This is a genomic window from Microbacterium sp. NPDC055665 (assembly GCF_053618035.1).
The window spans coordinates 58,048-82,080 of sequence record NZ_JBSHGY010000005.1 but is presented as its reverse complement, the minus strand read 5'-3'; the positions used below and the strand labels follow the sequence as shown (position 1 = coordinate 82,080).

Here is a 24,033-nt window from a genome sequence, read left to right as displayed (position 1 = left end):
TCCACTCTAGGAAGGTGCAGGCTCCGGGGCCAGGATTGCGGAAGAATGGGTTGCATGTCTTCCACCACTTTCGAGCGCACTCAGCGCGTCGCCGTCCTCGGCGGCGGTCCCGGCGGTTACGAGGCGGCTCTCGCGGCCGCTCAGCTCGGGGCCGAGGTCACCCTGGTCGAGCGGGTGGGAGTCGGCGGATCGGCCGTCCTCACCGACGTCGTGCCGTCCAAGAGCCTGATCGCCACGGCCGATGCGGCGGTGGCCATCTCAGAGGCGAGCGACCTCGGCGTGAACTTCTACGCCAAGGGCGAGAACGGCAAGCCGCTCAAGCCCGAGATCGCGATCAATCTCGCCGCTGTCAACAAGCGTCTCATCGCGCTCGCGGGGCAGCAGTCCGAGGACATGCGGGCGACACTGCTCGAGGCCGGCGTCCGCATCCTCTCCGGGCACGGGCGCCTCGAGGGTCCCACTGCGATCGTGGTGTCGACCGGCGAGAAGGGCACCGACTTCGACCGCGTCGAGGCCGACACGATCGTCGTGGCCGTTGGCGCCTCACCGCGTGAGCTCGATTCGGCCAAGCCCGACGGCAAGCGCATCCTCACCTGGACGCAGCTGTACGACATGAAGGCGCTGCCGGAGCATCTCATCGTGGTCGGCTCCGGCGTGACCGGTGCGGAGTTCGCCTCCGCCTACATGAACCTCGGCGCCAAGGTCACGCTCATCTCCAGCCGCGAGCAGGTGCTCCCCGGCGAGGACAAGGACGCGGCGAGCGTCCTGGAGAAGGTGTTCAAGCGCGGTGGGATGCAGGTGCTCTCGAAGTCCCGTGCCGACAAGGTCGAAGCCACGAAGGAGGGCGTGACCGTCACGCTGTCCGACGGTCGCACGGTCGAGGGGAGCCACTGCCTGATGGCGGTGGGTTCGATCCCGAACACCGCGGGGATCGGCCTGGAGGAGGCCGGCGTCGAGCTGGACGACTCGGGTCACGTGCGGGTGAACAAGGTCGCGCGCACCTCGGTGCCCAACGTGTACGCGGTGGGGGACTGCACGAACTTCTTCCCGCTCGCCTCGGTCGCCTCGATGCAGGGGCGCACAGCCGTCTTCCACGCGCTCGGCGACATCGTGATCCCGCTGGAACTCATCAAGATCACCTCGAACATCTTCACCGCTCCGGAGATCGCAACGGTGGGGTACGGGGTGAAAGACGTCGAGGACGGCGTCGCGGACGGCATGGTCTACAAGCTCCCGCTCGCGGCCAACCCGCGCGCGAAGATGATGGGCATCAAGGACGGCTTCGTCAAGCTCATCGCGCGCAAGGGATCCGGCACCGTCATCGGCGGCGTGATCGTGGCTCCCAAGGCCTCCGAGCTGATCTACCCGATCGCGGTCGCCGTCGAGCGCCGCCTCACGGTCGACCAGGTCTCGCGGGTGTTCGCCGCATACCCGTCGCTCTCGAGCAGCATCACCGACGCGAGCCGCGCGATGCACCTCGTGAACATCTCCTGAGGGGCGGGTCTTCGCCGAAACCCCGACTTCACGCCGAGACCCCGGGTCGCATGTGTCTGCGACCCGGGGTCTCGGTGGTAGTCGGGGGTCTCGCCGAGGCGAGGAGGCGAGGGATCAGCTGATCGTGAGCAGCTGGTGTCCCGCGGAGACCGTGGTGCCGGCATCCGCGTTGATGTTGCCGATGACGCCGTCCTTGTGCGCCTGCAGAGGCTGCTCCATCTTCATGGCCTCGAGCACGACGACGAGGTCGCCCTTGACGACCTGCTGCCCGTCTTCGACGGCGATCTTGACGACGGTGGCCTGCATGGGCGACTTCACGGCATCGCCGGATGCGCCGGCATTCGCCGTGGTGGCGTGGCTGCGACGCGACGGCGGTACGACGGCGGGACGCCCCGCGGTGCCCGGTGCGACCGCGACGCGATCCGGCAGGCTCACCTCGAGGCGCTTGCCGGCGACCTCGACGACGACGGTGTGGCGCGACTCGCCGGCGGCCGGGGCCTCGAGCTCGCCGTCCCACGCGGGGATGTCGTTCACGAACTCGGTCTCGATCCAGCGGGTGAAGATGCCGAACTCGCCGTTCTCGGCGGTGAACGCGGGGTCGCGGACGACCTTCCGGTGGAACGGGATGACGGTCGGGAGGCCGGCGACCTCGAACTCGTCGAGTGCGCGGCGGGAGCGCTCCAGCGCCTCCGCCCTGTCCTTGCCGGTGACGATGATCTTCGCGAGCAGCGAGTCGAACGCTCCCGAGACCGAGTCGCCGGCGGTGACCCCGGAGTCGAGGCGGATGCCGGGACCCCCGAAGGTCTTGAAGACGTGGATCGGACCGGGCTGGGGGAGGAACCCGCGGCCCGGGTCCTCGCCGTTGATGCGGAACTCGATCGAGTGGCCCTGCGGCTTCGGGTCGTCGTAGTCGATGGTTCCACCGGCGGCGATGCGGAACTGCTCGCGCACGAGGTCGATGCCGGTGACTTCCTCGGATACCGGGTGCTCGACCTGCAGACGGGTGTTCACCTCGAGGAACGAGACGGTGCCGTCGGCGCCGATCAGGAACTCGCAGGTGCCCGCACCGACGTAGCCGACCTCTTTGAGGATGGCCTTCGACGCCGAGTAGAGCAGATCGTTCTGCTCTTCGGTCAGGAACGGAGCAGGAGCCTCTTCGACGAGCTTCTGGTGACGGCGCTGCAGCGAGCAGTCGCGCGTCGAGATCACGACGACGTTGCCCGCGGAGTCGGCCAGGCACTGGGTCTCGACGTGGCGCGGCTTGTCGAGGTACTTCTCGACGAAGCACTCGCCACGACCGAACGCGGCGACGGCCTCGCGGGTGGCCGATTCGAACAGCTCGGCGACCTCGTCGAGCTCGCGGGCGACCTTGAGGCCGCGTCCGCCGCCGCCGTACGCCGCCTTGATGGCGATCGGGAGGCCGAACTCCTTCGCGAAGGCGATGACCTCGTCGGCTCCGGACACGGGACCCGGCGTTCCGGGGGCGAGAGGAGCACCCACCTTCTCGGCGACGTGACGCGCGGTCACCTTGTCGCCGAGGGCTTCGATCGCCTCTGGCGACGGGCCGATCCAGGTCATCCCCGCATCGATGATGGCGCGGGCGAACTCGGCGTTCTCCGCGAGGAACCCGTAGCCGGGGTGCACGGCGTCGGCTCCGGCGCGGCGGGCGATCGAGAGGATCTTCTCGATCTGCAGGTAGGTCTCGGCGCTGGTCGAGCCGCCGAGCGCGTAGGCCTCGTCGGCGAGTCGGGAGTGCAGGGCATCACGATCCTGGTCGGCGTAGACGGCGACCGACGCGATCCCGGAGTCTCGGGCGGCGCGGATGATGCGTACGGCGATCTCGCCGCGGTTGGCGATGAGCACCTTGGCGATAGCAGGCATGGTTGCCAGCCTAGCGAGAAGGCCCTCGATCCCTTTGACGACTCCCCACAAGAAAGTGGGAGAAACGTGGAGGGGAGTCTACGACCACAGATCCGTCCACCGGACGCCGAGCTCTGCGGCCAGGCGCCGCACGGTCGAGAGGGACATGCCCACGACGGTCGAGGGATCGCCGTCGACCCGGGTGATGAAGGCGCCGCCGAGGCTGTCCACCGTGAACGCTCCGGCCACGTGCAGCGGCTCGCCCGAGGCGACGTAGGCGGCGATCTCGTCATCGCTGACGTCTTCCGCGAAGGTCACCGACGCCTCGGCGACGGCCGTCGCCTCGATGGGCTCCTCGCCGGGGATGATTCGGAACACCGAGTGCCCGGAGTGCAGGATGCCGGTCGCTCCGCGCATCTCCTGCCAGCGCCGGGTGGCCTCCTCCGCGGTGTAGGGCTTGCCGTAGACGCGCCCGCCGAGCGCGAACATCGAATCGCCTCCGATCACGAGACCGTCGAACTCACCCGTCTCGGCAAGGGTCCGGGCGACCGCAGCGGCCTTGGCGCGGGCGAGGAGCAGCACCAGCTCGGCGGGGGCGAGCGGGGCGCCGCGTTCGGTCTCGGCGGCTGCGGCGACGGCATCCTCGTCGACATCCGGAGAGAGGGTGAGCGGCTCGATCCCGGCCTGCCGCAGCAGCATCAGTCGGGCGGGAGACGTGGAGGCGAGGCAGACGCGCATGTCCACCACCGTATCCTCGAAGGATGACTTCCTCCCCAGCCGACGTGCTCGAGCTCGACATCACCGGCATCGCACACGGGGGCACCTTCGTCGCCCGCCATGAGGGCCGCGTGGTCTTCGTCTCCGATGCGATCCCCGGGGAGCGCGTGCGCGCCAGGGTGATCGCCCCGCAGGAGGGGGCGGACGCGTCGACGCGCAGCTTCTGGCGAGCCGAGACGATCGAGGTCCTCGACGCGTCGGAGCACCGCCGCCCGCACATCTGGGCCGAAGCCGATCTCTCGCGTGACCCTGCCGACCGTCCGGGCGGAGCCGATCTCGGCCACATCGACCTCGGGCACCAGCGGGTGCTCAAGCGCCAGGTGCTGACGGAGGCCCTCGACCGGTTCGCGGGTCAGGGGCTCGACGCTCCGGAGATCGAGGCCGTCGATTCCGGTGACGGCACCGGCTGGCGCACCCGCGTCACCCTGCACGTGGACGAGTCGGGCGAGGTCGGTCCCTTCGCCGCGCGCAGCCACCGCGTCATCCCCGTCAGCAGCTACCCGCTCTCGCGGCCCGCCATCGCCGAGGCCGCACTCGCGCTGCACGGCGAGGCACCGGGACGCATCGAACTCGTCGAGCCGGCAGACGGCCGGGTCCGCGTCATCCGGCGGGAGGAGACCGAGCGGCCGGCGAAGGTCGCTCGCGGTTTCCGTCGTCGTCCGACACCGGAAGTGATCGAGGAGGTCGTCGGCGACCGCCGCTTCCAGGTCGACTCCACGGGGTTCTGGCAGGTGCACCCGCGGGCTGCATCCGTGCTCGATGCCGCCGTATACGGCGTGCTCGAGGGGCACGTCGACGAGGAGAAGACGCACTACGACCTCTACGGCGGCGTCGGGCTCTTCGCGGCGACCCTCGCCGACCTCGGCGGCACCGACATCGTCACGGTCGAGTCGAGCGCCCGGGCCACCCAGCACGCCGCCGCGAACCTTGCCCCGCTCGACGTGAAGGCCGTGACCGCGCGCGTGGATCGCTTCCTCTCCACGCAGAAGGGAGCGGGGCGCACCGGAGCCGTCATCCTCGACCCGCCGCGCGCCGGGGCGGGTCGCCAGGTCGTCGAGGCGGTGCACGCCCTCGCGCCCGAGGCGATCGCCTACGTCGCGTGCGATCCGGTCGCGCTCGCCCGAGACCTCGGGACGTTCCGGACCCTCGGGTGGAAGGTCGACCGCCTGCGCGGCTTCGACCTCTTCCCGCACTCGCACCATTTCGAGGTCGTCGCCCTCCTCACGAGGTGACCGATCCGGGCTGCGGCCAGGTACTCACTAGGCTGGGTGGATGAGCAGGGTCGCACTCATCGACGATCACGAGTCCGTTCGCCTCGGCCTCGAGGCCGCGTGCGCGCGTGATTCGCAGACGGTGGTCTTCTCCGGCAGCACGGTCGTCTCCTACCTCGAGTGGCGAGTGGCCTCCGGGTCCGCTCCGGCCGACGTGGTCGTGCTCGACCTCACGCTCGGCGACGGATCGACCGTGACGGAGAACGTGACCTCGCTCGTCAGCGACGGGGCGAGCGTCGTCATCCACAGTGTCGCGGACCGTCCCGCAGCGGTGCGCGAGGCGCTCGCGGCCGGGGCCGCCGGCGTCGTCAGCAAGTCGTCCGCTCTCGACGACGTCCTGGATGCGATCCGGACCGTCGCGCAGGGCGAAGCGCTCAACAACGTCGAATGGGCCAGTGCCGTCGACGGGGATCGGGCCTTCGCCGACGCGCAGCTCTCCACCCGCGAGCGCGAGGTGCTCCGGCTCTACGCCACGGGGCTGCCGCTGAAGGCCGTCGCCGAACGCCTCGGTGTCGCGTACTCGACGGCCAAGGAGAACATAACCCGCGTCCGAGTGAAGTACGTCGAGGTCGGTCGCCCGGCACCGACCAAGGTCGACCTCCTCCGTCGGGCGATGGAGGACGGAATCGTCGCGGCCGACGGGGCGCCGAGTGCCCGCTGATCCGCTCAGCATCCGCGATGCCTGGAGCAAGATCCCCTCGCCCGGCAGCGCGGACACCGAGTTCGAGCGCTTCACCGGCAAGCGCATGGAGCGGATCCTCGCGATCGTCGTGGCGATCGGTTCGGCCGCGCTCGGCGTGCAGGCTCTGATCGCGGCGCTGAGCTCTCCGTCCCGGGCCGACGCGGCAGATGTCATGATCCTGACCGTGGTGTTCGTGCCCCTGGCGGCCATGCTCGCGGCCTGTCTGATCGGCCGCGGTGTGCGCCTCTTCTCGGGCATCTTCGCCGTGGTCTACGTCCTCGCACTCGCCGCATGGCCGACCGTCGTCGACCCGACGGACAAGAGCGCGGGCGATCAGCCGTGGATCTTCTTCCTCGTCAACGTCGGGGTCGTCGCGGCCATGCTCGCGTTCCCGCTGCGGCTCCAGTTCGCCTGGGCGGCCGGGATGCCGTTCGTCTACGGTTACGTCCGGCTCGTCCAGGGCGGGTTCTCGCGGGAGTTCTGGGTCACGACCGCTTTCGACGTGTCGTTCACGCTGATCCTCGGCGTGGTGATGATCTCGCTCGGCTGGATGTTCCGCTCGGTCGCGGCAGGCGTCGATGAGGCCAGAGGGCAGGCCGTCGCGTCGTACTCGACCGCTGCTGCTGCCGCCGCCGCGGAGGAGGAGCGGGTGGCCATGTCCGCACTCATGCACGACAGCGTTCTGGCTGCACTGATCGCCGCCGAGCGCGCGGAGGGCGATCGCGCGAAGGAGCTGGCGGTCGCGATGGCGCGGGAAGCGCTCACCCGCCTCGCCAACACCGAGGCTGCGGTGGCGCAGGAGGGCAGCGACGAGCCGATCGGAACGGCGCAGATCGTGGTGGAGCTCCGTCGAGCGCTCTCCGAACTGGGCGCCGATGCGATCGTCGAGGAGCGCGGCGGGATCGGGCTCATCCCCGGTCGCGCTGCCCGGGCCCTCGTGCTCGCCGCACGGCAGGCCATCGGCAATTCCGTCGCACACGCCAACGGGCGCGGACTGCACATCATCGCCGAGGGCCACGGTGATGAGGGGATCGCCGTGACGGTGTCCGACACCGGACCGGGGTTCGACGTCGAGAGCATCGGCGCGGATCGCCTGGGCATCCGGGCGTCGATCCTGGCTCGTATGGCCGGTGTCGCCGGCACCGCGGAGATCCGGTCGGACGAGCACGGCACGACCGTGGTCCTCGGATGGGAGCGCTCGTGAACCGCACCGTCCGCAGCGTCGCGACCTCGCTCGCCGTCGGGTTCGCGCTGTACTTCGTCGCGCGCGGAATCTGGTGGATCGAGCAGCCCACCGCACCGCTGCTGATGGTCGTCGCGATCGGTCTGTATCTCGCCGTGGTCAACATCGCGATCCTCGGCAGCGCCGCTTCGGTACGGATGCCTCTGTGGTCGGCTGTGCTGGCGCTGCTCGCCAGCGCCGCGATCCCCGCGCTCGTGACGTTCTCGCTCGACCCCGCCGACCGAACGGCGCCTTTCGCGACTTGGTACATCGGTGCGCTCGGCCTGCTCGGGGTCGTGTGCATCGTCCGTCGTCGGTTCCTGGTCGGCTGGGCGACGCTCGCGGTCCTCGTGATGGAGGCATCCGCGTATCTCGGCCTCGGAGTGGCGTTGAGCCTCGGTCTGGTGGGGTCGATCATGTGGGTGGTCGTCGCCCGACTGCTCGTGATGTTCTGGGATCGTGCGGTCCGCGACACCGAGCGCCTCGCCGAGATCCAGCAGGCGGTCTCGGCCTGGCACGCGACACAGCGCGTGCGTCAGCGCGAGCGGCGTCTGCGCACGCAGTTCGCTCTGGCTGTCGCGGGTCCCGTGCTGAGCCGTGTGGTGGCGTCTCGCGGTGCCCTGAACGAGAAGGAACGCTTGGACGCGCGCCTCGCCGAGGGGCGGCTCCGGGACGAGCTGCGCGGTGCGGACCTGCTCAACGACGCCGTGCGCAACGCGATCGATGCCGCGCGTCGGCGCGGCGCGGTCGTCACGGTGTTCGACGAGGGCGGTTTCGACGGCATCGCGGAGGAGCGTCGGGTCGAGATCCGCGACGAACTGGCCGTCGTGCTGACCCGCGCGCAGAGCGCTCGCCTCATCATCCGCTCGGCCCGCGATCCCCGCGTCGTGGTGACGGTGGTCGGCCGAGCCGGCACGCGCGCCTCCGGAGACGACGATTCCGTCGACCTGTGGCACGAGATCCTGCGGGTCTCCGCAGCGGGCTGATCGCCGCCCCTCGGCTCCGGTGGGGGAGGGGACCGGAGTCGAGGCGGTAGAGAGTGGGCGAGGGGCGGCGTATCCGCCTGCCCCTCGCCGTGCGGACAGTTACCCGAAAACCGTCCGCTGGTGGCCGATCAGCGTCTGTCTACCCTGGGACAGAGAGACCAGCCGAACGCGAAGCGTCTCACTCAGTCTGAAGGTTCTTCCAATCGTTGTCTGTAGGTATTTTGGGGGACACGTTTTCTCCTCCGATGGGGGATCATGGGACGATGCGAACGCGCCGGGGCACGAATCTTCCACGGATGGGCGACTTCAACCAGTCCGTCGTGCTGGAGGCCATCCGTCAGTCCGGCGAGGGGTCGAGCCGGATCGAGCTCGCCGCGGCCACCGGCCTGTCGGCCCAGACCGTCACGAACATCACGCGGCGGCTGCTCGACGACGGTCTCATCCGCGAGGCCGGGCGCACGATCAACGGGCCGGGCAAGCCCCGGGTCACGCTGCGGCTCGTCCCGGACAGCAGGTTCGCGGTCGGGGTGCACCTGGACCCCGCCGTCATGACGTTCGTGCTGCTCGATCTCTCCGGTGCGGTCGTGCGGCGTACGAGCGCGCATACCCCCGACATGGAGCCTCGGCGGATCGTCGAGGCCATGGCGGCGACGATCGACGCGCTCATCACGGGATCGGGGGTCGACCGGACATCGATCGCCGGGGTGGGGATCGCGGCCCCCGGGCCGCTCGATGCGGAGAAGGGAACCGTGATCGACCCGCCGAAGCTCCGGGGCTGGAACCGGGTGCCGCTGCGCGCAGTGCTCGCCGAAGCGACCGGTTTCCCGGTGGTGCTGGAGAAGGACACGACCGCTGCTGCGGTGGGCGAGCTCTGGATGCGCAGGGCGTCGGCCGATGACTCGTTCGTGTTCGTGTATCTGGGTACGGGTATCGGTGCCGCGCTGGTGAGGCAGGGGGAGGCGGTCCGCGGAAGCACACGCAACATCGGAGAGGTCGGCCACATCATCGTGGACCCGGATGGACCGTCGTGCACCTGCGGATCCCGCGGCTGCGTCGAAGTCGTCTGCACGCCGCAGGCCATCGTGGCGCAGGCGGCGCGTGCGGGAGTGTTCCCCGACGATCAGGGGGTGAGCGATGTCGACGCCGTCGAGGCGCGTCTCACGGATCTTTGCGACCGGGCGGCGGAGGGGGACGCGCTCGCGGACGGCGTGCTGCGGCAGGCCGCGGCGCACATGTCGGTGCTGACGGCCGCGCTGACGAACATGCTCGACGTCGACCGCGTGGTCTTCGGCGGCCCGTTCTGGTCGCGACTGTCCGACGTCTATCTGCGTGAGATCCCCGGCCGGCTGGACACCGCGAGCGCCACGCGCGCGGTGCGCTCGCTGCCTGTCGACGGCACGGTCGTCGGCGACGATGTGGGCGCCGTGGGAGCCGGCTGCGTGGTGCTCGATTCGCTCCTCAGCCCGCGCGCGTCGGCATTGCTGCTCGGCCACTGAGCCGCGATCAGCCGGAGAATCTTCCCCAGGGGATGTCCCGACGCAGCGGACGGCGGAGGGGACGCTGCGTGCGGGTCCATGCCGAGACGGACGGCTCTTCGACGACGGCGTCCGCCGCCTCGGTGACGTACGCCTCGCTGATCACCGCGATGAGCGCGGCGAGTTCCTCTTCGGTGGCCGCCCCGCGGGTGATCTCGAGCATCGGGGCGGCATCCCCCGACACTCCGCTCGGCGTCTCGTGCGCGGTCACAGCGGGATGTTCCCGTGCTTCTTCGGCGGAAGCTCGGCGCGCTTGCCGCGCAATGCGCGCAGTGCCTTGGCGATCGAGACCCGGGTGTTCGCCGGCTCGATGATGCCGTCGAGCTCGCCGCGCTCGGCCGCGAGGAACGGCGACGCCACGTTGTACGTGTACTCGTTGGCGAGACGGGTGCGTACGGCGGCGACGTCTTCGCCGGCTTCCTCGGCCTTCTTGATCTCGCCTCGGTACAGGATGTTGACGGCGCCCTGGCCGCCCATGACCGCGATCTCCGCCGTCGGCCACGCGAGGTTCACATCCGCGCCGAGCTGCTTCGAGCCCATGACGATGTACGCGCCGCCGTAGGCCTTGCGCAGGATGACGGTCACCAGCGGCACGGTGGCCTCGGCGTATGCGTAGAGCAGCTTGGCACCGCGGCGGATGACGCCGGTCCACTCCTGGTCGGTGCCGGGAAGGTACCCGGGCACATCGACGAGGGTGACGATCGGGATCGAGAACGCATCGCAGAAGCGCACGAACCGGCTGGCCTTCTCGCCGGCCTCGATGTTGAGCGTCCCGGCCATCTGCGACGGCTGGTTGGCGATGACCCCGACCGATCGTCCCTCGATGCGACCGAATCCGATCACGATGTTGGGGGCGAACAGCGGCTGGACCTCGAGGAAGTCGCCCTCGTCGACGATGTGCTCGATCACCGTGTGGATGTCGTAGGGCTGGTTCGTCGAGTCCGGCACGATCGTGTTCAGCGTGCGATCGGCGTCGGTGGTCTCGAACTCGAACGTGCTCTCGTACGAGGGCAGTTCCGCCATGTTGTTGTCGGGGAGGAAGCTGAGGAGCGTGCGCGCGTAGTCGATCGCGTCGTCCTCATCCTCCGCGAGGTAGTGCGCGACGCCCGAGCGGGTGTTGTGCGTGTACGCGCCGCCGAGCTCCTCCATGCCCACGTCTTCACCGGTGACCGTCTTGATCACATCGGGTCCGGTGACGAACATCTGGCTGGTCTTGTCGACCATGATCACGAAGTCGGTGAGTGCCGGTGAGTACACCGCACCGCCGGCCGCCGGGCCCATGATGATCGAGATCTGCGGGATGACGCCGGACGCGCGGGTGTTCAGGCGGAAGATCTCGCCGTACTTGCCGAGCGCCACGACACCCTCCTGGATGCGTGCGCCACCCGAATCGAGGATGCCGATGCAGGGCATGCCTCCGGAGAGCGCGAACTCCATGATCTTGACGATCTTCTCGCCGGCGACCTCTCCGAGCGATCCGCCGAAGGTCGAGAAGTCCTGGGAATACACCGCGACGGTGCGCCCGTTGATCGTGCCGACGCCGGTGACGACCGAGTCGCCGTAGGGGCGGGACCGGTCCATGCCGAACGCGGTGGTGCGGTGGCGCACGTACTCGTCGAACTCGACGAAGCTCCCGGGGTCGACGAGCAGCTCGATGCGCTCACGGGCGGTCATCTTGCCCTTCGCGTGCTGCTTCTCCTTCGCCTTCGCTTCCGCGTCGACGACGGCTTCCGAATAGCGAGCGCGCAGATCCGCGATCTTGCCGGCGGTGGTAAAGAGGTCGGGCTTATCCGTCACGGATTCCACCCTAGCGTCGGGTCGACGCGCTCCGTTGGATGCTCGGCACAAGGGGGCGGCCGATCCTTTGGCGATGAGCGCGCGGACTTCAGTGCGGCGCCTCGTTCGATTCGGAAGACGAGGCCGCTTCCGGCGGAGCGGGGACACTCGTGCTCCCGGACTCCTCCTGTTCCAGGGCGGGGTCCGTCTTCGGGGTGCGTCCGAGGGAGAGCGCCTTGCGACCGACCCACTCGACACCGCGTACGGTCGTCCCGGCGGCGCCCGCCACCGCGGAGCCGGCGTAGCGCGCGCCGCGCAGCATCCGCAGTTCGAGTTTCTCCGCGCCGACGACGGGCTCGAGTTCCTGGGGGAGATCGATCGGTGCGGCCCCGAACGCCTTGTGCGATGTGGTCAGCACGCGACGACCCAGGATGTGGTTTCCGGCGCCTCCGATCGCGGCGCCGATGCCGAACGGCAGCGCCTTGCCGATGACCGAGGCCCCGCCCTTGGCCGCGAACTGCTTCACGAACATACTCTTCAGCTGGTCGACCAGAGGTCCGACGGCGGCGCGGGGGAGGGACTTCGTGACCAGCTCGCCCCAGTAGGACGATCTGCTTCCGCCGCGTCCGGCTGTCTGCCCTGCCAGCTGTCCGACGAGGTCGACGCCCTCCTTGCCCAGCATGAGCGTCATCACGAGCGCGCGTGCGCGATCGGGGTTCGCGACCGCGATGCCGTGCACCTCTGCGACGGACTGCGCGAAGAGCGCGGTCGACTCCACGAAGCCCACGGTCTCCACTCCGGAGAGCGCGAGCGTGACGCCCGTGCCGATGCCGGGGACGACGGCGGTCGCGCCCACCGCCGCGCCGCCCGTGGTCACGGCTGCGAGGTAGCGCCGCTCGAGGATGCGGATGATCTCGGCGGGCGATGCGTGGGGATTGCGCAGGCGGATGCTGCGGATGTGGGCCAGGACGAGGGGTCGCTGGATCGACAGCACGCGGTCGAGTCCGCGCACCATCATCGGATGCTCCGGGGAACCGGTGGGCGGCACGCCCTTATCCCACGGGGCGTCATCCGGCAGGGAGTGGATCTTGTGCACCTTGGGGGCCATGCAGTGATCCTACGAAGCCCGGCCGCGAAAACGCCGAAAGCCCGGTCCCTCGGAAGGGACCGGGCTTTCGTGATGAGAGATCAGACGAAGAGGTTCGCCCGCTCCAGGTCTTCGGCGAAGTCGACCTCGACCGCGTACAGGTCGGAGACGTCCATCGGCTCGAGCAGCAGGCCGTCCTCGGCGATGGCGAGCTCGAGGCCCCGCTCGAAGTAGTCCTGGTCCTCGACGCGCTGCAGCTGGCGCATGAACGCCTTCTTGTGCGTGGACGAGATGTAGTTGATGCCCACGGCCTCACCGAGACCGCCCTTGACGGTCTTGGACAGCTCGTTGATGAAGCCCTCGGCGGTGACCGTGTACTTCACCTCTTCATCGCTGACCTTGGAGGTGTTGACGGTGACGAACGACTGGTCACGCTCGATGTAGGCGGCCGCGCGTCCGAGGATCATCGGGTCGAACACCACGTCGCCGTTCATCCACAGCACGCCGCCCTTGCCGGTCGCGCCGAGGGCGCGCAGCAGGCTCTTCGACGTGTTGGTCTCGTCGTACCGCTCGTTGTGGACGTAGTTGACTGCGGGGAAGGCGTCGATGATGGTCTCGGCGCGGTAGCCGACCACCGTGGTGATGCGCGCGTCCGAGCCGAAGGCGGCGCGGATGTTGTCGTGCTGCTGGCCCATGATCGTGCGGCCGTCGCTCAGTTCGGTGAGCGGCTTCGGCAGCGCGCGGCCGAGGCGCGAGCCCATGCCGGCGGCGAGGATGACGGTCTGAAGAGTCACGAGTGCTCCTAAAGGAAGTTGTGTTCACGGTCGATTCACCGACCAGACACTTCGTCGTGCCGAGTTCATGGTAGCGAGGCAGCCTGGGAAGCCCCGGGTCGGGGACCCTCCCGTTGTCATTTCGTGATCGAGTACACACCGGACGCACAGGCTCGCCCTCCGGCCCATTGTGGCCGATCTGAGGGTTCAGCGGTGAATGTTGCGCGGCGGCCTTGGCATGCGGCTCCCCATTGATACCGTAGGACGGTGACTTCCTCCCCTGACGACCGCGCCGCCGAGGTGGACGATACCGAAACCGCGCTGCCGAAGGCATCGACGAAGCCTGCGCCGAAGACGACTGCCGCGAAGACGACTGCCGCGAAGACGACTGCCGCGAAGACGGCCGCCGCGAAGACGGCCGCCGCGGGGAAGCGCGCTCCGGCGAAGCCTGCCCCCGCGAAGCGTGCCGCTCCGAAGAAGCCGATCGCGAAGACGACCACGAAGTCCGCCGCGGAGAAGGCGGCGCCGACCGCTGACGTCATCGTCGAGCCTCTGAAGAACGCGATGCTCGACGGGGCGACAGCGAAAACGGCTCCGAAGCGGGTCCCGGCGGCGGCTCGCACTGCTGCAGCGAAGAACACCGCCGCACGGGCCTCCGCGGCGAAAGCGCCGACTTCGACGACGGCCGCGGCGAAGACGACCGCGGCGAAGACGGCGGCAGCCAAGACCGCGGCGGCCAAGACCGCGGCGGCGAAGACTGCGGCAGCCAAGACCGCGGCGGCGAAGACGGCCGCAGCCAAGTCCACAGCCCGGTCGACGACCGCGAAGACGGCGGCAGCGAAGACGGCAGCAGCCAAGACAGCCGCCGCGAAGGCGGCTGCGGCAAAGGCGGCGGCCGAGCAGGCTGTGGCGGACAAGGCAGCGGCCGAGCAGGCTGCGGCAGACAAGGCAGCGGCCGAGCAAGCTGTGGCGGACAAGGCTGCGGCCGAGCAGGCGGTCGTTGTCGAGACGAGTGCCGTCACCCCTGCGGCCCCCGTCGTCGAGGCATCGCCGGCCGTCGCCGAGATGCCGCCCGTGGCGTCCGACCCTGCGGTCGAGAACGCCTCCGTGTCCCCGAAGCTCGGTGAGGCCGACGCGCCCGCAGTGACCGTCGATGACGACGCCACCGTGGCGACCGTCGCCGTCGAGGCCGAACCCGCTCAGGAAGTGACGTCGGTCGAGGTCGTCGAAGCCGCTGTCGATTCCGACGATGCGGCGTCGGACGCCGTCGGCGCGATCGACAGCGCATCGGGCGGCGAGGCCATCAGCATCCGCGGCCTCGTGAAGCAGTTCGGCGACAATCGAGCCGTCGCCGGGATCGACCTGACCGTCCCTGCCGGATCGTTCTATGGGGTCGTCGGGCCCAACGGTGCAGGCAAGACCACCACGCTCTCGATCGTCGCCGGTCTGCTGCGAGCCGATGAGGGCAGCGTCGTGATCTGCGGTATCGATCAGGCGGTGAAGCCCCAGGCAGCGAAGCGCATGATGGGCGTCCTGCCTGATCGGCTGCGCACGTTCGACCGGCTCACCGGCCGTCAGCTCCTCTACTACTACGGGCTGCTGCGGGGGCTCACGGCCGACGTCATCGAGAAGCGTGCGGCGGACCTCGCTCGTGCCTTCGATCTCGGTGATGCGCTCAGTCGGGTGGTGTCGGACTACTCGGCAGGCATGACGAAGAAGATCATGCTCGCCGGGGCCATGATCCACTCGCCGCGCGTCCTCGTGCTCGACGAGCCGTTCGAATCGGTCGATCCGGTCTCATCCGCCGTGATCCTGGACATCCTGCGCGCCTATGTCTCGCACGGTGGCACCGTCATCCTCTCCAGCCACGGCATGGACCTGGTCGAGCGCGTCTGCTCGCGCGTGGCCATCATCGTCAACGGTGAGGTCCTCGCAGAGGGAACGATCGACGAGGTGCGCGCAGGGCAGACCCTCGAAGCGCGCTTCGTGGAACTCGCGGGTTCCAGCGGAGAGGTGGAGGGGCTCGAGTGGCTGCACACGTTCTCCGACTGAGATTCGCGCTCCTCATCGGAGCGCTGCGCAGCGACCGTCGGGTTCGGATGCTCGTTCTGCTCGCAGCGGTCGTCGCCGTCACCGTCGTCGTCTGCTTCGCGGTGTTCAGCCTCGCGGATGCACCAGTTCCGGTCGCACGCGCGGTCACCGTCCTCGGTGGTGCCGCCCTGCTCCTCGGCTTCCTCGTGGGACCGATCCTCGTCGGCGCGATCGACCAGCTGGACCCCCGACGGTTCGCCGTCTTCGGCGTGGACGAACGCCAGATGCCGTGGGTGCTCCTCCTGGCTGCTTTCGTCAGCGTCCCCAGCTTGGCGCTGCTCGCCGTCTACATCAGCGTCTGCATCGTCGCGATCGGGGCGGGGACGCCGTGGCCCGTCGCCGTTCTGATGACCCTTCTCGGCGTCGTCACGACCGTGCTCATCTCGCGGATCGGCATGGCGCTCAACGCCCTCCTGCTGCCGGAGCGCCGCTCTCGCGAGCTCACCGCGCTGTTCGCTCTCGCGCTGCTCGTCATCGCCTTCCCGGTCGCCGTGTTCTTCGGATCCTTGCGGTGGGACGGCCTCGTGCCCCACTCGCTCGCGACCTTGTCGACCGTGCTCGGCTTCAGTCCGTTCGCAGCTTCGCCCGCCTTCCTCTTCTCGTCGGCCGCGGGGGAGACGGCGACGGCATGGGTCAGCGGCATCGTCGCGGTCGTCACCGTCGGCCTGCTCTGGTTCGCGTGGTCATGGCTCGTACGTCGGCTGCTCACGACGACCGAACGCCCGGTCGCCGCGCGCGAGCGCACCGGGCTCGGCTGGTTCGGTCTGCTGCCGTCCAACGCGTTCGGCGCGATCGCCGCCCGGAGTCTCGTCTACTGGCTCCGGGACCGCCGATACATCATGAACCTCATCGTCGTCCCGGTCGCCGGGGTGCTGACGGTGCTGCCGCTCATCGTCGCCGGAGTACCGGTCGAGGTCGCCGCGCTGGTTCCCGTCCCGGTGATGGCACTGTTCTTCGGCTGGTTACCGCACAACGACGTCGCCTACGACTCGACGGCCCTGTGGACCCATGTGGCGAGCGGCGTGCGCGGACTTCCCGATCGCCTCGGTCGCCTGATCCCGGTGCTGCTGGTGGCGGTGCCGGTCCTCGCGATCGCCACACCGCTGTCACTCCTCCTGGTCGGCGACTGGAGTCTCCTGCTGCCGCTCGGCGGCCTGGCGGCGAGCCTCCTGTTCTCGGCTCTCGGCATCTCCAGCATCGTGTCGGTCGTGGCCCCGTATGCGGTCTCCCGTCCCGGCGACAGTCCCTTCCAGCAGCCGCAGCGGCCCACCTCCCGGGGCACGTACGGACCGGCGGCGGCTTTCCTCGGAGCGATCGTGGTCAGCATCCCCACGATCTGGCTGTTCGCGGCCACCCTCCTCGAGGGCTCCGCCTATGCACCGGCGACGTTCTGGGTCGGGCTTCTCGTCGGGCTCGCCGTGCTGGCGGCCGGAGCGGTCATCGGCGGACGCATCTTCGAGCGCAGCGGCGAGCGGCTGATGGAGTTCGTCGAGACCGCGTGACCACCGCCCGCAGCGCTGTCGACGCCGCTAGACTCACGGGATGAGTACTCCGCTGGACAGCCCCGATCAGGGCGGCGTGGCAACGCTTGATCGCGAACTGGAAGAGCTCCTCCGCGAGGAGAATCTCGAACCGGGCGACCACGAGCGCTTCTCGCATTACGTGAAGAAGGACAAGATCCTCGAATCCGCGATCACCGGGAAGCCGGTACGCGCACTGTGTGGCAAGAAGTGGACGCCGGGTCGCGACCCGGAGAAGTTCCCGATCTGCCCCACGTGCAAGGAGATCTACGAGTCGATGATCAGCTGACGTCAGTCGGCTTCGACGTACACGGTGGGAATCGCCGGGTCGGACTTGCTGAGCGCGAGAGCGCGCACCGGAAGTTCCTCGCGCACGCGCAGGTGATGCGCCCGTGCGGACGCCGTCCCCTCGGATCCCTCGTGGGCGGTGTCGATATCACCGGCTTCGACGAAGGTCACCTGGAGCGGGCGACCATCCGGGTGCTCATCCGGAGTGTCGAGCTCCTCGAAGCCGTCGGAGACGACGACGGTCTCGGCGGTCGCCACCCCGTCGACGAGCGTGCGGAACGCGGCTTTGCGGCCGCCGTACGACGCCTTGTCGGCAGATGCCTTCGCGACGCCGATCCACGAGCCGGCGCCATCCTGACGGGCCACGAGCTTGTAGACCATGCTCGCGGTGGGGTAGCCGGATCCGGTCACCACGGAAGTGCCGACACCGTAGGCATCGACCGGCGACGCGGCGAGTGCCGCGATGGCGTACTCATCGAGGTCGCTGGTCACGGTGATGCGCGTGTCGGCGGCCCCGAGCTCATCCAACTGCGCGCGCACATCCGCGGCGACGATCGGAAGGTCGCCGGAATCGATCCGCACACCCCCGAGACGGGTGCCGGCGACGCGGATCGCCGTCTCGACGCCGGTGCGGATGTCGTAGGTGTCGACGAGCAGCGTGGTGTCGGTGCCCATGCTCTCCACCTGGGCGCGGAACGCCTCCTCCTCGGTGTCGTGCAGCAGCGTCCACGAGTGGGCGGCCGTGCCCATCGTGGGGATGCCCCAACTTCTGCCGGCTTCGAGGTTGCTCGTCGCGCCGAACCCTGCGATGTAGGCGGCGCGGGCGGCGGCCACGGCCGAGCGCTCAGCCGCACGTCGTGAACCCATCTCCGCCAGCGGACGCTCGCCCGCCGCGATGCTCATCCGCGCGGCGGCGGTCGCGACGGCCGAGTCGTGGTTGAGCACGCTGAGCGCCAGGGTCTCCAGGACCACCGCATCGGCGAACGTTCCCTCGACGGTGAGGATGGGGGAGCCGGGGAAGTAGAGCTCGCCCTCGCGGTAGCCACGGATCGTGCCGGTGAAACGGTAGTCCTCGAGGTACTTCATCGACGCTGCGTCCACGACCTGCGCGTCGCGGAGGAAGCGGAGCTCCTCCTCGCCGAAACGGAAGTCGCGCAGCAGTCCGAGAAGACGGCCGGTGCCGGCCACGACGCCGAATCGACGACCTCCGGACAATCGACGGGAGAACAGCTCGAAGACGCTCGGGCGGAAGGCGGTCCCGTCCCGGAGGGAAGCGGCGAGCATCGTCAGCTCGTAACGGTCGGTGAGCAGCGCCGTCGACGTGGTCATGCGCTCAGCATACTGAGCGCGCTGATGCGCGCGACGCGTCGCACGCGGGTAGGCTGGGGAGTCATGAACGACGCGCCGATCGGGATCTTCGACTCCGGTGTCGGCGGGCTCACGGTGGCGCGGGCCATCCGCGCCCAGCTGCCCCGAGAGTCGTTCGTCTACATCGGCGACACCGCACACTCCCCGTATGGGCCCAAGCCGATCGCGGACGTCCGCCGCTACTCCCTCGAGGTGCTCGACACCCTGGTCGACCAGGGCGTCAAGATGCTCGTGATCGCGTGCAACACGGCGTCGGCCGCCATGCTCCGTGACGCTCGCGAGCGCTACGACATCCCCGTCGTCGAGGTCATCGGACCCGCCGTGCGCCGAGCCGTGTCCACGACGCGCAACGGACGGGTCGGCGTGATCGGCACGGTGGGCACCATCGGGTCCCGCGCCTATCAGGACATGCTCGAGGTGAATGAGAGGCTGCAGGTCTTCACGGCGGCCTGTCCGCGGTTCGTCGAGTTCGTCGAAGCGGGGATCACCGGCACACCCGAGGTTCTCGCGGTCGCGGAGGAGTACCTCGCGCCGCTGCGGAACGCGGAGGTCGACACCCTCGTGCTCGGATGCACGCACTATCCCTTCCTGCGTGGTGCCATCAGTTACGTCATGGGCGAGGGCGTCACCCTCGTCTCCAGCGACGACGAGACCGCCGGCGATGTCTACCGCCAGCTGGTCAGAGGCGACCTCCTGGCGTCGCCCGATGCGGCAGCGACCTATGTCTATGAGGCCACCGGTGCCTCGGCCGATGAATTCACGGCATTGGCCAACCGACTGATGGGCCGCGAGGTGCGGGACGTGCAGCTCGTGCAGACCGGAGTCATCGCTCTTCCTCACATCGCCTCCGAGTAAGCCCCTCCTCGAATCGTCCGTCGATTCGTCCCACCCCGACCGAGAGAAGCACATGTCCGAAATCGTCCGCGTCGACGGCCGTTCCACCGATCAGCTGCGAGAGATCACCATCGAGCGCAACTGGAGCGCGCACGCCGAGGGGTCCGCGCTGATCAGCTTCGGCGGCACGAAGGTGCTGTGCACGGCGTCCTTCACCAACGGGGTGCCGCGCTGGCTGACCGGCAAGGGCAAGGGATGGGTGACGGCGGAGTACTCGATGCTTCCTCGCGCCACGAACAGCCGCAACGACCGCGAGAGCGTCAAGGGCCGCATCGGCGGTCGCACCCACGAGATCTCCCGCCTCATCGGTCGTGCGCTGCGCGCCGTCGTCGATACGAAGGCGCTCGGAGAGAACACGATCGTGATCGACTGCGATGTGCTGCAGGCAGACGGTGGCACGCGAACCGCGGCCATCACGGGTGCCTATGTGGCCCTGGCCGACGCGATCGAGTGGGGTCGCGAGAAGAAGTTCATCGGCAAGAACTCCACGCCGCTGCTCGACTCCGTGGCCGCCGTGTCGGTGGGGATCATCGACGGCGAGCCCATGCTCGATCTGGCATACACCGAGGATGTCCGGGCCGAGACCGACATGAACGTCGTCGTCACAGGTCGCGGGCTCTTCGTCGAGGTGCAGGGCACTGCGGAGGGCGCACCGTTCGACAAGCGCGAACTCGATGCGCTGCTCGAGCTCGGTGTGGCCGGCTGCGAGGACCTGAAGGGCAAGCAGCTCGCCGCGCTGGCGGGGGAGTGACGATGCAGGTCGTCCTCGCGACCCACAACGCGCACAAGGTCGCGGAGTTCCAGCAGATCGTGGCCCAGGCGCGTCCTGATCTCGAGGTCGTCGGCTATGACGGCCCTGAGCCGGTCGAAGACGGGGTCACGTTCGCCGAGAACGCGCTCATCAAGGCGCGCGCTGCTGCGGCGCATACCGGACTCGCGGCCCTGGCGGACGACTCCGGGATCTGCGTCGACGTGCTCGGCGGCTCGCCCGGCGTCTTCTCCGCCTACTGGGCCGGACAGAAGAAGGATGCTTCGGCGAACCTCGAGCTCCTGCTCGATCAGCTGCGCGACATCGCCGATCCGCACCGGGCCGCCCACTTCACCTCAACGATCGCCCTCGTGCTGCCGGATGGGCGCGAGCACGTCGTGGAGGGGCGGTGGCCGGGGCGGCTTGCGCAGTCGGCTTCCGGGGGCGGCGGGTTCGGCTACGACCCGATCTTCATCCCGGACGGCCAGCCGGAGGGGCAGGAGCGGACCGTGGGCGATTTCTCCGCGGAGGAGAAGCAGTCGCAGTCGCACCGCGCTCGTGCGTTCGCTGAGCTGCTCCCGCTCCTCGGCGCACTCTGACCTCGGAGAGTTCGTCGCTGAATCGCAGATGACGGTGAGAATCGTTACCCTTCCCGACTAGCCGGAACCGGGCTTCCGGCCCGGTTTCCCGGTCTAGCCTGGGGGCATGCACGATCACGCACCCGCCGCCGGCGGCATCCGCTCAGCCGGCAGCCGACGCCTGCTGACGATCTCGCTGTCGCTCACCGCGACCGTGATGGTCGTGCAGGTCGTCGGCGCAGTTCTGACCGGATCGCTGGCGCTGCTCGCGGACGCCGCCCATATGTTCACGGATGCGTCTGCTCTCGTGATCGCGCTGATCGCGGCGACGGTGGCGGCGCGTCCGGCCGACGACCGGCGCACCTTCGGCTATCAGCGTGCCGAGGTGTTCGGGGCGCTGATCAACGCCCTGATCCTGATCGCCCTGGCCGCCTGGGTCGCCGTCGAGGGCATCGGTCGCCTCGTGAACCCGGGAGAGGCCGAGGTGGCCGGGGGGCTCATGCTGGTCGTCGCCGTGGTGGGCCTGTTCGCGAACGCGATCTCGATGTGGTTGCTGAGCCGCGCGCAGCGGACGAGCATCAACGTGCGCGGCGCCTATCTCGAGGTGATGGGCGACCTGATCGGATCCGCGGCCGTCATCGTCGCGGCGATCGTCATCCTCCTCACCGGATGGATGCCGGCGGATGCCATCGCATCGCTCTTCATCGCGGCGATGATCATCCCGCGGGCCATCACGCTCCTGCGCGAAGTCTTCTCGGTCCTCGCCGAGTCCGCGCCGAAGGGGACGACCGTCAGCGACATCCGGACTCACCTGCTCGGGTACACGGGTGTCGTCGGGGTGCATGACGTGCACGTCTGGCAGCTGACCCGAGGGGCGCCCGTCTTCACGGCTCACGTGAGCGTCGATCCGCAGTTGTTCGCCGACGGACGATCGACGCGGCTGCTCTCCGAGATGCAGGCGTGTCTCGCGGATCATTTCGATGTCGAGCACTCGACCTTCCAGATCGAGCCGGCCGAGCAGTCGGACTGCGAGCCGCATCACGCCTGAGCAGGCTCGACGAGCGCCGAGGTCAGAGCTCCACGACGATGTCGTCCGGCTCCTTGTCCGGGCGCAGCCCGCGCCACCGCGCGTGTCGTAGCACTCCGTCCGGGGTCCAGTTCGCGAACTCCACTTCGCCGACGAGCTCGGGACGCACCCAGAGCGCGTCGGAAGCATCCGGGGTCGGGACGCCGTCGAGGGGAGCTGTTTTCACTCGCAGAGGCTCGAGGCGAGCGAGGAGGTCGCGCAGGATGCGGTCTGTGAATCCGGAGCCGACGCGGCCGACGTAGCGGAGCTGCGTCGATCCGCCGGTGGCATCGGGCACCGCGAGCAGGAGCGAGCCCAGGGTGCTCTCCCGATCACCCTTTCCCGGGCGGATGCCCACGATCACGGCCTCCTGCATCCGCGTGTGCTTGAGCTTCAGCCAGGAGGGGCTCCGCTGCCCCGGGCGGTAGCGGGACTGCGGATCCTTGACCACGACCCCCTCGAGCCCGAATTCCCGGCTCGCAGCCAGGGCCGCATCGACGTCGTCGAAGACCGGCGGGAGCTGGACCGGAGCATCGAGGTCGGCGATCACGTCCTCGAGCAGCGTGCGCCGCTCGCGCAGCGGCATACCCGTGAGGTCATGGCCGTCGAGGCGCAGCAGATCGAACAGCATATAGACGATCGGCGTGCGGATGACCTCGCGCTCGATCTCGCGCGGTCGTGTGAGGTGCATCCGGTTCTGGAGCAGCGAGAAGCTCGGCCGCCCGTGGGCGTCGAACGCCACGATCTCCCCGTCGACAACGGCATCCGTGATCGGGAGGAACGGTGCTCCGTCGGCTGTCAGCTCTGGGTAGCGGGCCGTGATATCCGTGCCGCGACGCGCGTGCAGCAGCATCCGGCCGTCGTGCCAGGTGCCCATCGCGCGGATGCCGTCCCACTTCACCTCGACCCACGAGGGGTCGCTCAGTGCGCGGGCGACGCCGGGGGTGCCGTTCTCCGCGAGCATCGGTGCGAGGGTCGCGGCGGTGCTGTCGACCGCCGGTGCGGGGCCGCCGCGCGGATGGCGTGACGGCCGACGGGGCGACGTCGTCGCCGCGGGCGGCGTCGGCGTGGATCCGCCGGCCAGGGGTCGAAGACTCGAAAGGGGGTCGGTACCTGAGGCGGCTCTGGCCAGGACCTGGTCGATATCGAGCTGCGCCAGTGACGGGTCATCGAGCTCCTCCCACGTTCGAGGGGCGGCGACCCAGGGGCGTGCGCGACCACGGAGCGAGTACGGCGAGATGGTGGTCTTCTTGCCGTTGTTCTGGCTCCAATCGAGGAAGACCTTGCCCCCGCGCACCGCCTTCGACATGACACTGGTGGCGAGGTCGGGGTGATCGTTCTCGATCAGGCGCGCGAGTTCCTTCACGACGGCGGAGATCTCGTCGCTGGTCTGCTCGCCCGGAAGAGCGGCATAGAGGTGGATGCCCTTGCTCCCGCTCGTGACGGGGAACGGATCGAGACCCATGTCGGTCAGGATGACGCGGGCGAACCGGGCGATCTCGGCGCACTGCGCGAGTTCCACCCCCGGGCCCGGATCGAGGTCGAGGACGAGTCGGTCCGGACGGCCGGGCAGGCCTTCCGCGGTGAAGCGCCACTGCGGCACGTGGAGCTCGATCGCGGCGACCTGTGCGAGCCACACGAGAGTCGGCACGTCCTCGACCAGCGGGTACTCCTTCGGGCCGTCCGAATGCTGGATGGCCTGACGGGGGATCCAGTCGGGCGCCCCGGGTTCGAGCTGCTTCGTGAAGAACGCATCGGCCGGCGCATCCGCCGTTCCGACGCCCTCCACCCAGCGTTTGCGGGTCACCGGACGTCGATCCAGCAGAGGGAGGAGGAGTGGGGCGATGGCGCTGTAGTAAGCGATGATCTCGCCCTTGGTGGTGCCGGTTTCGGGATACACGACCTTGTCGAGGTTGGTGACGCGCAGACGACGACCGTCGACCTGCACCACCTGCCCTTGTCCGACCATGCAGCCAGCGTAGTCAAGGGTCTGGCCGCGACGGCGTCGGCTGGTGTT

The 24,033-nt window shown here is 69.1% G+C and carries 20 protein-coding genes and 1 pseudogene; 13 read left to right on the top strand and 8 right to left on the bottom strand.

Going from position 1 to position 24,033, the window contains the following annotated elements:
* Window positions 1-45: 45 nt before the first annotated feature.
* Window positions 46-1,494, top strand: coding sequence for an NAD(P)H-quinone dehydrogenase (locus ACWGO6_RS13515; RefSeq protein ID WP_029262532.1), 1,449 nt, complete (start codon window positions 46-48; stop codon window positions 1,492-1,494).
* Window positions 1,495-1,608: 114 nt separating this feature from the next.
* On the opposite strand, the gene ACWGO6_RS13510 is transcribed toward ACWGO6_RS13515, so the two are convergent.
* Together ACWGO6_RS13510 and ACWGO6_RS13505 are read right to left on the bottom strand one after the other, a co-directional pair.
* Window positions 1,609-3,375, bottom strand: a complete 1,767-nt coding sequence (locus ACWGO6_RS13510) for an acetyl/propionyl/methylcrotonyl-CoA carboxylase subunit alpha (protein WP_452326948.1) — start codon at window positions 3,373-3,375, stop codon at window positions 1,609-1,611.
* A gap of 78 nt (window positions 3,376-3,453) precedes the next feature.
* On the bottom strand, window positions 3,454-4,092 hold the full coding sequence (locus tag ACWGO6_RS13505) for a Maf family protein (RefSeq protein ID WP_452327002.1): 639 nt from the start codon (window positions 4,090-4,092) through the stop codon (window positions 3,454-3,456).
* A 23-nt stretch (window positions 4,093-4,115) separates the two neighbouring features.
* Here ACWGO6_RS13505 and ACWGO6_RS13500 point away from each other — a divergent pair, with 23 nt between their 5' ends.
* From ACWGO6_RS13500 to ACWGO6_RS13480, 5 genes are all read left to right on the top strand, one after another.
* Window positions 4,116-5,363: a class I SAM-dependent RNA methyltransferase gene (locus tag ACWGO6_RS13500; protein ID WP_452326947.1), complete on the top strand. Its 1,248-nt coding sequence runs from the start codon at window positions 4,116-4,118 to the stop codon at window positions 5,361-5,363.
* Window positions 5,364-5,403: 40 nt separating this feature from the next.
* Entirely contained in the window at window positions 5,404-6,063 is a 660-nt protein-coding gene (locus ACWGO6_RS13495; protein ID WP_136041549.1) for a response regulator transcription factor, read from the top strand.
* Window positions 6,053-7,288 carry a sensor histidine kinase gene (locus ACWGO6_RS13490; RefSeq protein ID WP_136041550.1) on the top strand — a complete coding sequence of 412 codons (1,236 nt, stop codon included), beginning with the start codon at window positions 6,053-6,055 and terminating at the stop codon, window positions 7,286-7,288. The genes ACWGO6_RS13495 and ACWGO6_RS13490 overlap by 11 nt, the downstream gene beginning before the upstream one ends.
* Window positions 7,285-8,292 (top strand): hypothetical protein, encoded by a 1,008-nt coding sequence (locus ACWGO6_RS13485; protein WP_240745029.1) that lies wholly within the window; start codon window positions 7,285-7,287, stop codon window positions 8,290-8,292. Before ACWGO6_RS13490 ends, ACWGO6_RS13485 begins: the two co-directional genes overlap by 4 nt.
* A gap of 296 nt (window positions 8,293-8,588) precedes the next feature.
* Complete coding sequence (locus ACWGO6_RS13480; protein ID WP_136041567.1) at window positions 8,589-9,788, top strand: ROK family transcriptional regulator; 1,200 nt, start codon at window positions 8,589-8,591, stop codon at window positions 9,786-9,788.
* A 7-nt stretch (window positions 9,789-9,795) separates the two neighbouring features.
* Here ACWGO6_RS13480 and ACWGO6_RS13475 read toward each other — a convergent pair whose 3' ends face one another.
* From ACWGO6_RS13475 to ACWGO6_RS13460, 4 genes are all read right to left on the bottom strand, one after another.
* Window positions 9,796-10,038 (bottom strand): acyl-CoA carboxylase subunit epsilon, encoded by a 243-nt coding sequence (locus tag ACWGO6_RS13475; protein ID WP_342589072.1) that lies wholly within the window; start codon window positions 10,036-10,038, stop codon window positions 9,796-9,798.
* Entirely contained in the window at window positions 10,035-11,624 is a 1,590-nt protein-coding gene (locus tag ACWGO6_RS13470; RefSeq protein ID WP_446724439.1) for an acyl-CoA carboxylase subunit beta, read from the bottom strand. Before ACWGO6_RS13470 ends, ACWGO6_RS13475 begins: the two co-directional genes overlap by 4 nt.
* Window positions 11,625-11,712: 88 nt before the next feature.
* Window positions 11,713-12,711 (bottom strand): hypothetical protein, encoded by a 999-nt coding sequence (locus ACWGO6_RS13465; protein ID WP_452326946.1) that lies wholly within the window; start codon window positions 12,709-12,711, stop codon window positions 11,713-11,715.
* 80 nt (window positions 12,712-12,791) lie between these two features.
* Complete coding sequence (locus ACWGO6_RS13460) at window positions 12,792-13,484, bottom strand: phosphocholine cytidylyltransferase family protein (protein ID WP_091030288.1); 693 nt, start codon at window positions 13,482-13,484, stop codon at window positions 12,792-12,794.
* Window positions 13,485-13,730: 246 nt separating this feature from the next.
* On the opposite strand from ACWGO6_RS13460, the gene ACWGO6_RS13455 reads away from it, so the two are divergent.
* From ACWGO6_RS13455 to ACWGO6_RS13445, 3 genes are read left to right on the top strand one after another with little or no spacing between them, the layout of a single operon-like run.
* Window positions 13,731-15,515, top strand: coding sequence for an ATP-binding cassette domain-containing protein (locus ACWGO6_RS13455; RefSeq protein WP_452326945.1), 1,785 nt, complete (start codon window positions 13,731-13,733; stop codon window positions 15,513-15,515).
* The gene (locus ACWGO6_RS13450) at window positions 15,491-17,056 is read left to right on the top strand and encodes a hypothetical protein (RefSeq protein ID WP_452326944.1); all 1,566 of its coding nucleotides are present in this window, start codon (window positions 15,491-15,493) and stop codon (window positions 17,054-17,056) included. The genes ACWGO6_RS13455 and ACWGO6_RS13450 overlap by 25 nt, the downstream gene beginning before the upstream one ends.
* Window positions 17,057-17,096: 40 nt before the next feature.
* The gene (locus tag ACWGO6_RS13445; RefSeq protein ID WP_046013003.1) at window positions 17,097-17,363 is read left to right on the top strand and encodes a DUF3039 domain-containing protein; all 267 of its coding nucleotides are present in this window, start codon (window positions 17,097-17,099) and stop codon (window positions 17,361-17,363) included.
* Between the two features lie 2 nt (window positions 17,364-17,365).
* Here the strand turns inward: ACWGO6_RS13445 and ACWGO6_RS13440 are convergent.
* Window positions 17,366-18,757, bottom strand: a pseudogene (locus ACWGO6_RS13440) (nicotinate phosphoribosyltransferase); the annotation flags it as partial.
* On the opposite strand from ACWGO6_RS13440, the gene murI reads away from it, so the two are divergent.
* From murI to ACWGO6_RS13420, 4 genes are all read left to right on the top strand, one after another.
* Complete coding sequence (gene murI / locus ACWGO6_RS13435) at window positions 18,755-19,585, top strand: glutamate racemase (protein WP_136041556.1); 831 nt, start codon at window positions 18,755-18,757, stop codon at window positions 19,583-19,585. The pseudogene ACWGO6_RS13440 and the gene murI overlap by 3 nt on opposite strands.
* Before the next feature lie 52 nt (window positions 19,586-19,637).
* Entirely contained in the window at window positions 19,638-20,375 is a 738-nt protein-coding gene (rph, locus tag ACWGO6_RS13430; protein ID WP_091030304.1) for a ribonuclease PH, read from the top strand.
* A gap of 2 nt (window positions 20,376-20,377) precedes the next feature.
* The gene (rdgB, locus tag ACWGO6_RS13425; protein ID WP_452326943.1) at window positions 20,378-20,971 is read left to right on the top strand and encodes an RdgB/HAM1 family non-canonical purine NTP pyrophosphatase; all 594 of its coding nucleotides are present in this window, start codon (window positions 20,378-20,380) and stop codon (window positions 20,969-20,971) included.
* A 106-nt stretch (window positions 20,972-21,077) separates the two neighbouring features.
* The gene (locus tag ACWGO6_RS13420) at window positions 21,078-21,998 is read left to right on the top strand and encodes a cation diffusion facilitator family transporter (protein ID WP_136041558.1); all 921 of its coding nucleotides are present in this window, start codon (window positions 21,078-21,080) and stop codon (window positions 21,996-21,998) included.
* A gap of 22 nt (window positions 21,999-22,020) precedes the next feature.
* Here the strand turns inward: ACWGO6_RS13420 and ligD are convergent, their stop codons facing one another.
* Window positions 22,021-23,985, bottom strand: coding sequence for a non-homologous end-joining DNA ligase (gene ligD, locus ACWGO6_RS13415; protein WP_452326942.1), 1,965 nt, complete (start codon window positions 23,983-23,985; stop codon window positions 22,021-22,023).
* Window positions 23,986-24,033: the final 48 nt, after the last annotated feature.

Bases quoted from the DNA above. Each gene is read 5' to 3' on its own strand.
- ACWGO6_RS13420 (WP_136041558.1), top strand. From the start codon at position 21,078: ATGCACGATCACGCACCCGCCGCCGGCGGCATCCGCTCAGCCGGCAGC.
- ACWGO6_RS13515 (WP_029262532.1), top strand. From the start codon at position 46: ATGGGTTGCATGTCTTCCACCACTTTCGAGCGCACTCAGCGCGTCGCC.
- ACWGO6_RS13480 (WP_136041567.1), top strand. From the start codon at position 8,589: ATGGGCGACTTCAACCAGTCCGTCGTGCTGGAGGCCATCCGTCAGTCC.
- rph (WP_091030304.1), top strand. From the start codon at position 19,638: ATGTCCGAAATCGTCCGCGTCGACGGCCGTTCCACCGATCAGCTGCGA.
- rdgB (WP_452326943.1), top strand. From the start codon at position 20,378: ATGCAGGTCGTCCTCGCGACCCACAACGCGCACAAGGTCGCGGAGTTC.
- ACWGO6_RS13445 (WP_046013003.1), top strand. From the start codon at position 17,097: ATGAGTACTCCGCTGGACAGCCCCGATCAGGGCGGCGTGGCAACGCTT.
- ACWGO6_RS13495 (WP_136041549.1), top strand. From the start codon at position 5,404: ATGAGCAGGGTCGCACTCATCGACGATCACGAGTCCGTTCGCCTCGGC.
- ACWGO6_RS13500 (WP_452326947.1), top strand. From the start codon at position 4,116: ATGACTTCCTCCCCAGCCGACGTGCTCGAGCTCGACATCACCGGCATC.
- ACWGO6_RS13505 (WP_452327002.1), bottom strand. From the start codon at position 4,092: ATGCGCGTCTGCCTCGCCTCCACGTCTCCCGCCCGACTGATGCTGCTG.
- murI (WP_136041556.1), top strand. From the start codon at position 18,755: ATGAACGACGCGCCGATCGGGATCTTCGACTCCGGTGTCGGCGGGCTC.
- ACWGO6_RS13465 (WP_452326946.1), bottom strand. From the start codon at position 12,711: ATGGCCCCCAAGGTGCACAAGATCCACTCCCTGCCGGATGACGCCCCG.
- ligD (WP_452326942.1), bottom strand. From the start codon at position 23,985: ATGGTCGGACAAGGGCAGGTGGTGCAGGTCGACGGTCGTCGTCTGCGC.
- ACWGO6_RS13510 (WP_452326948.1), bottom strand. From the start codon at position 3,375: ATGCCTGCTATCGCCAAGGTGCTCATCGCCAACCGCGGCGAGATCGCC.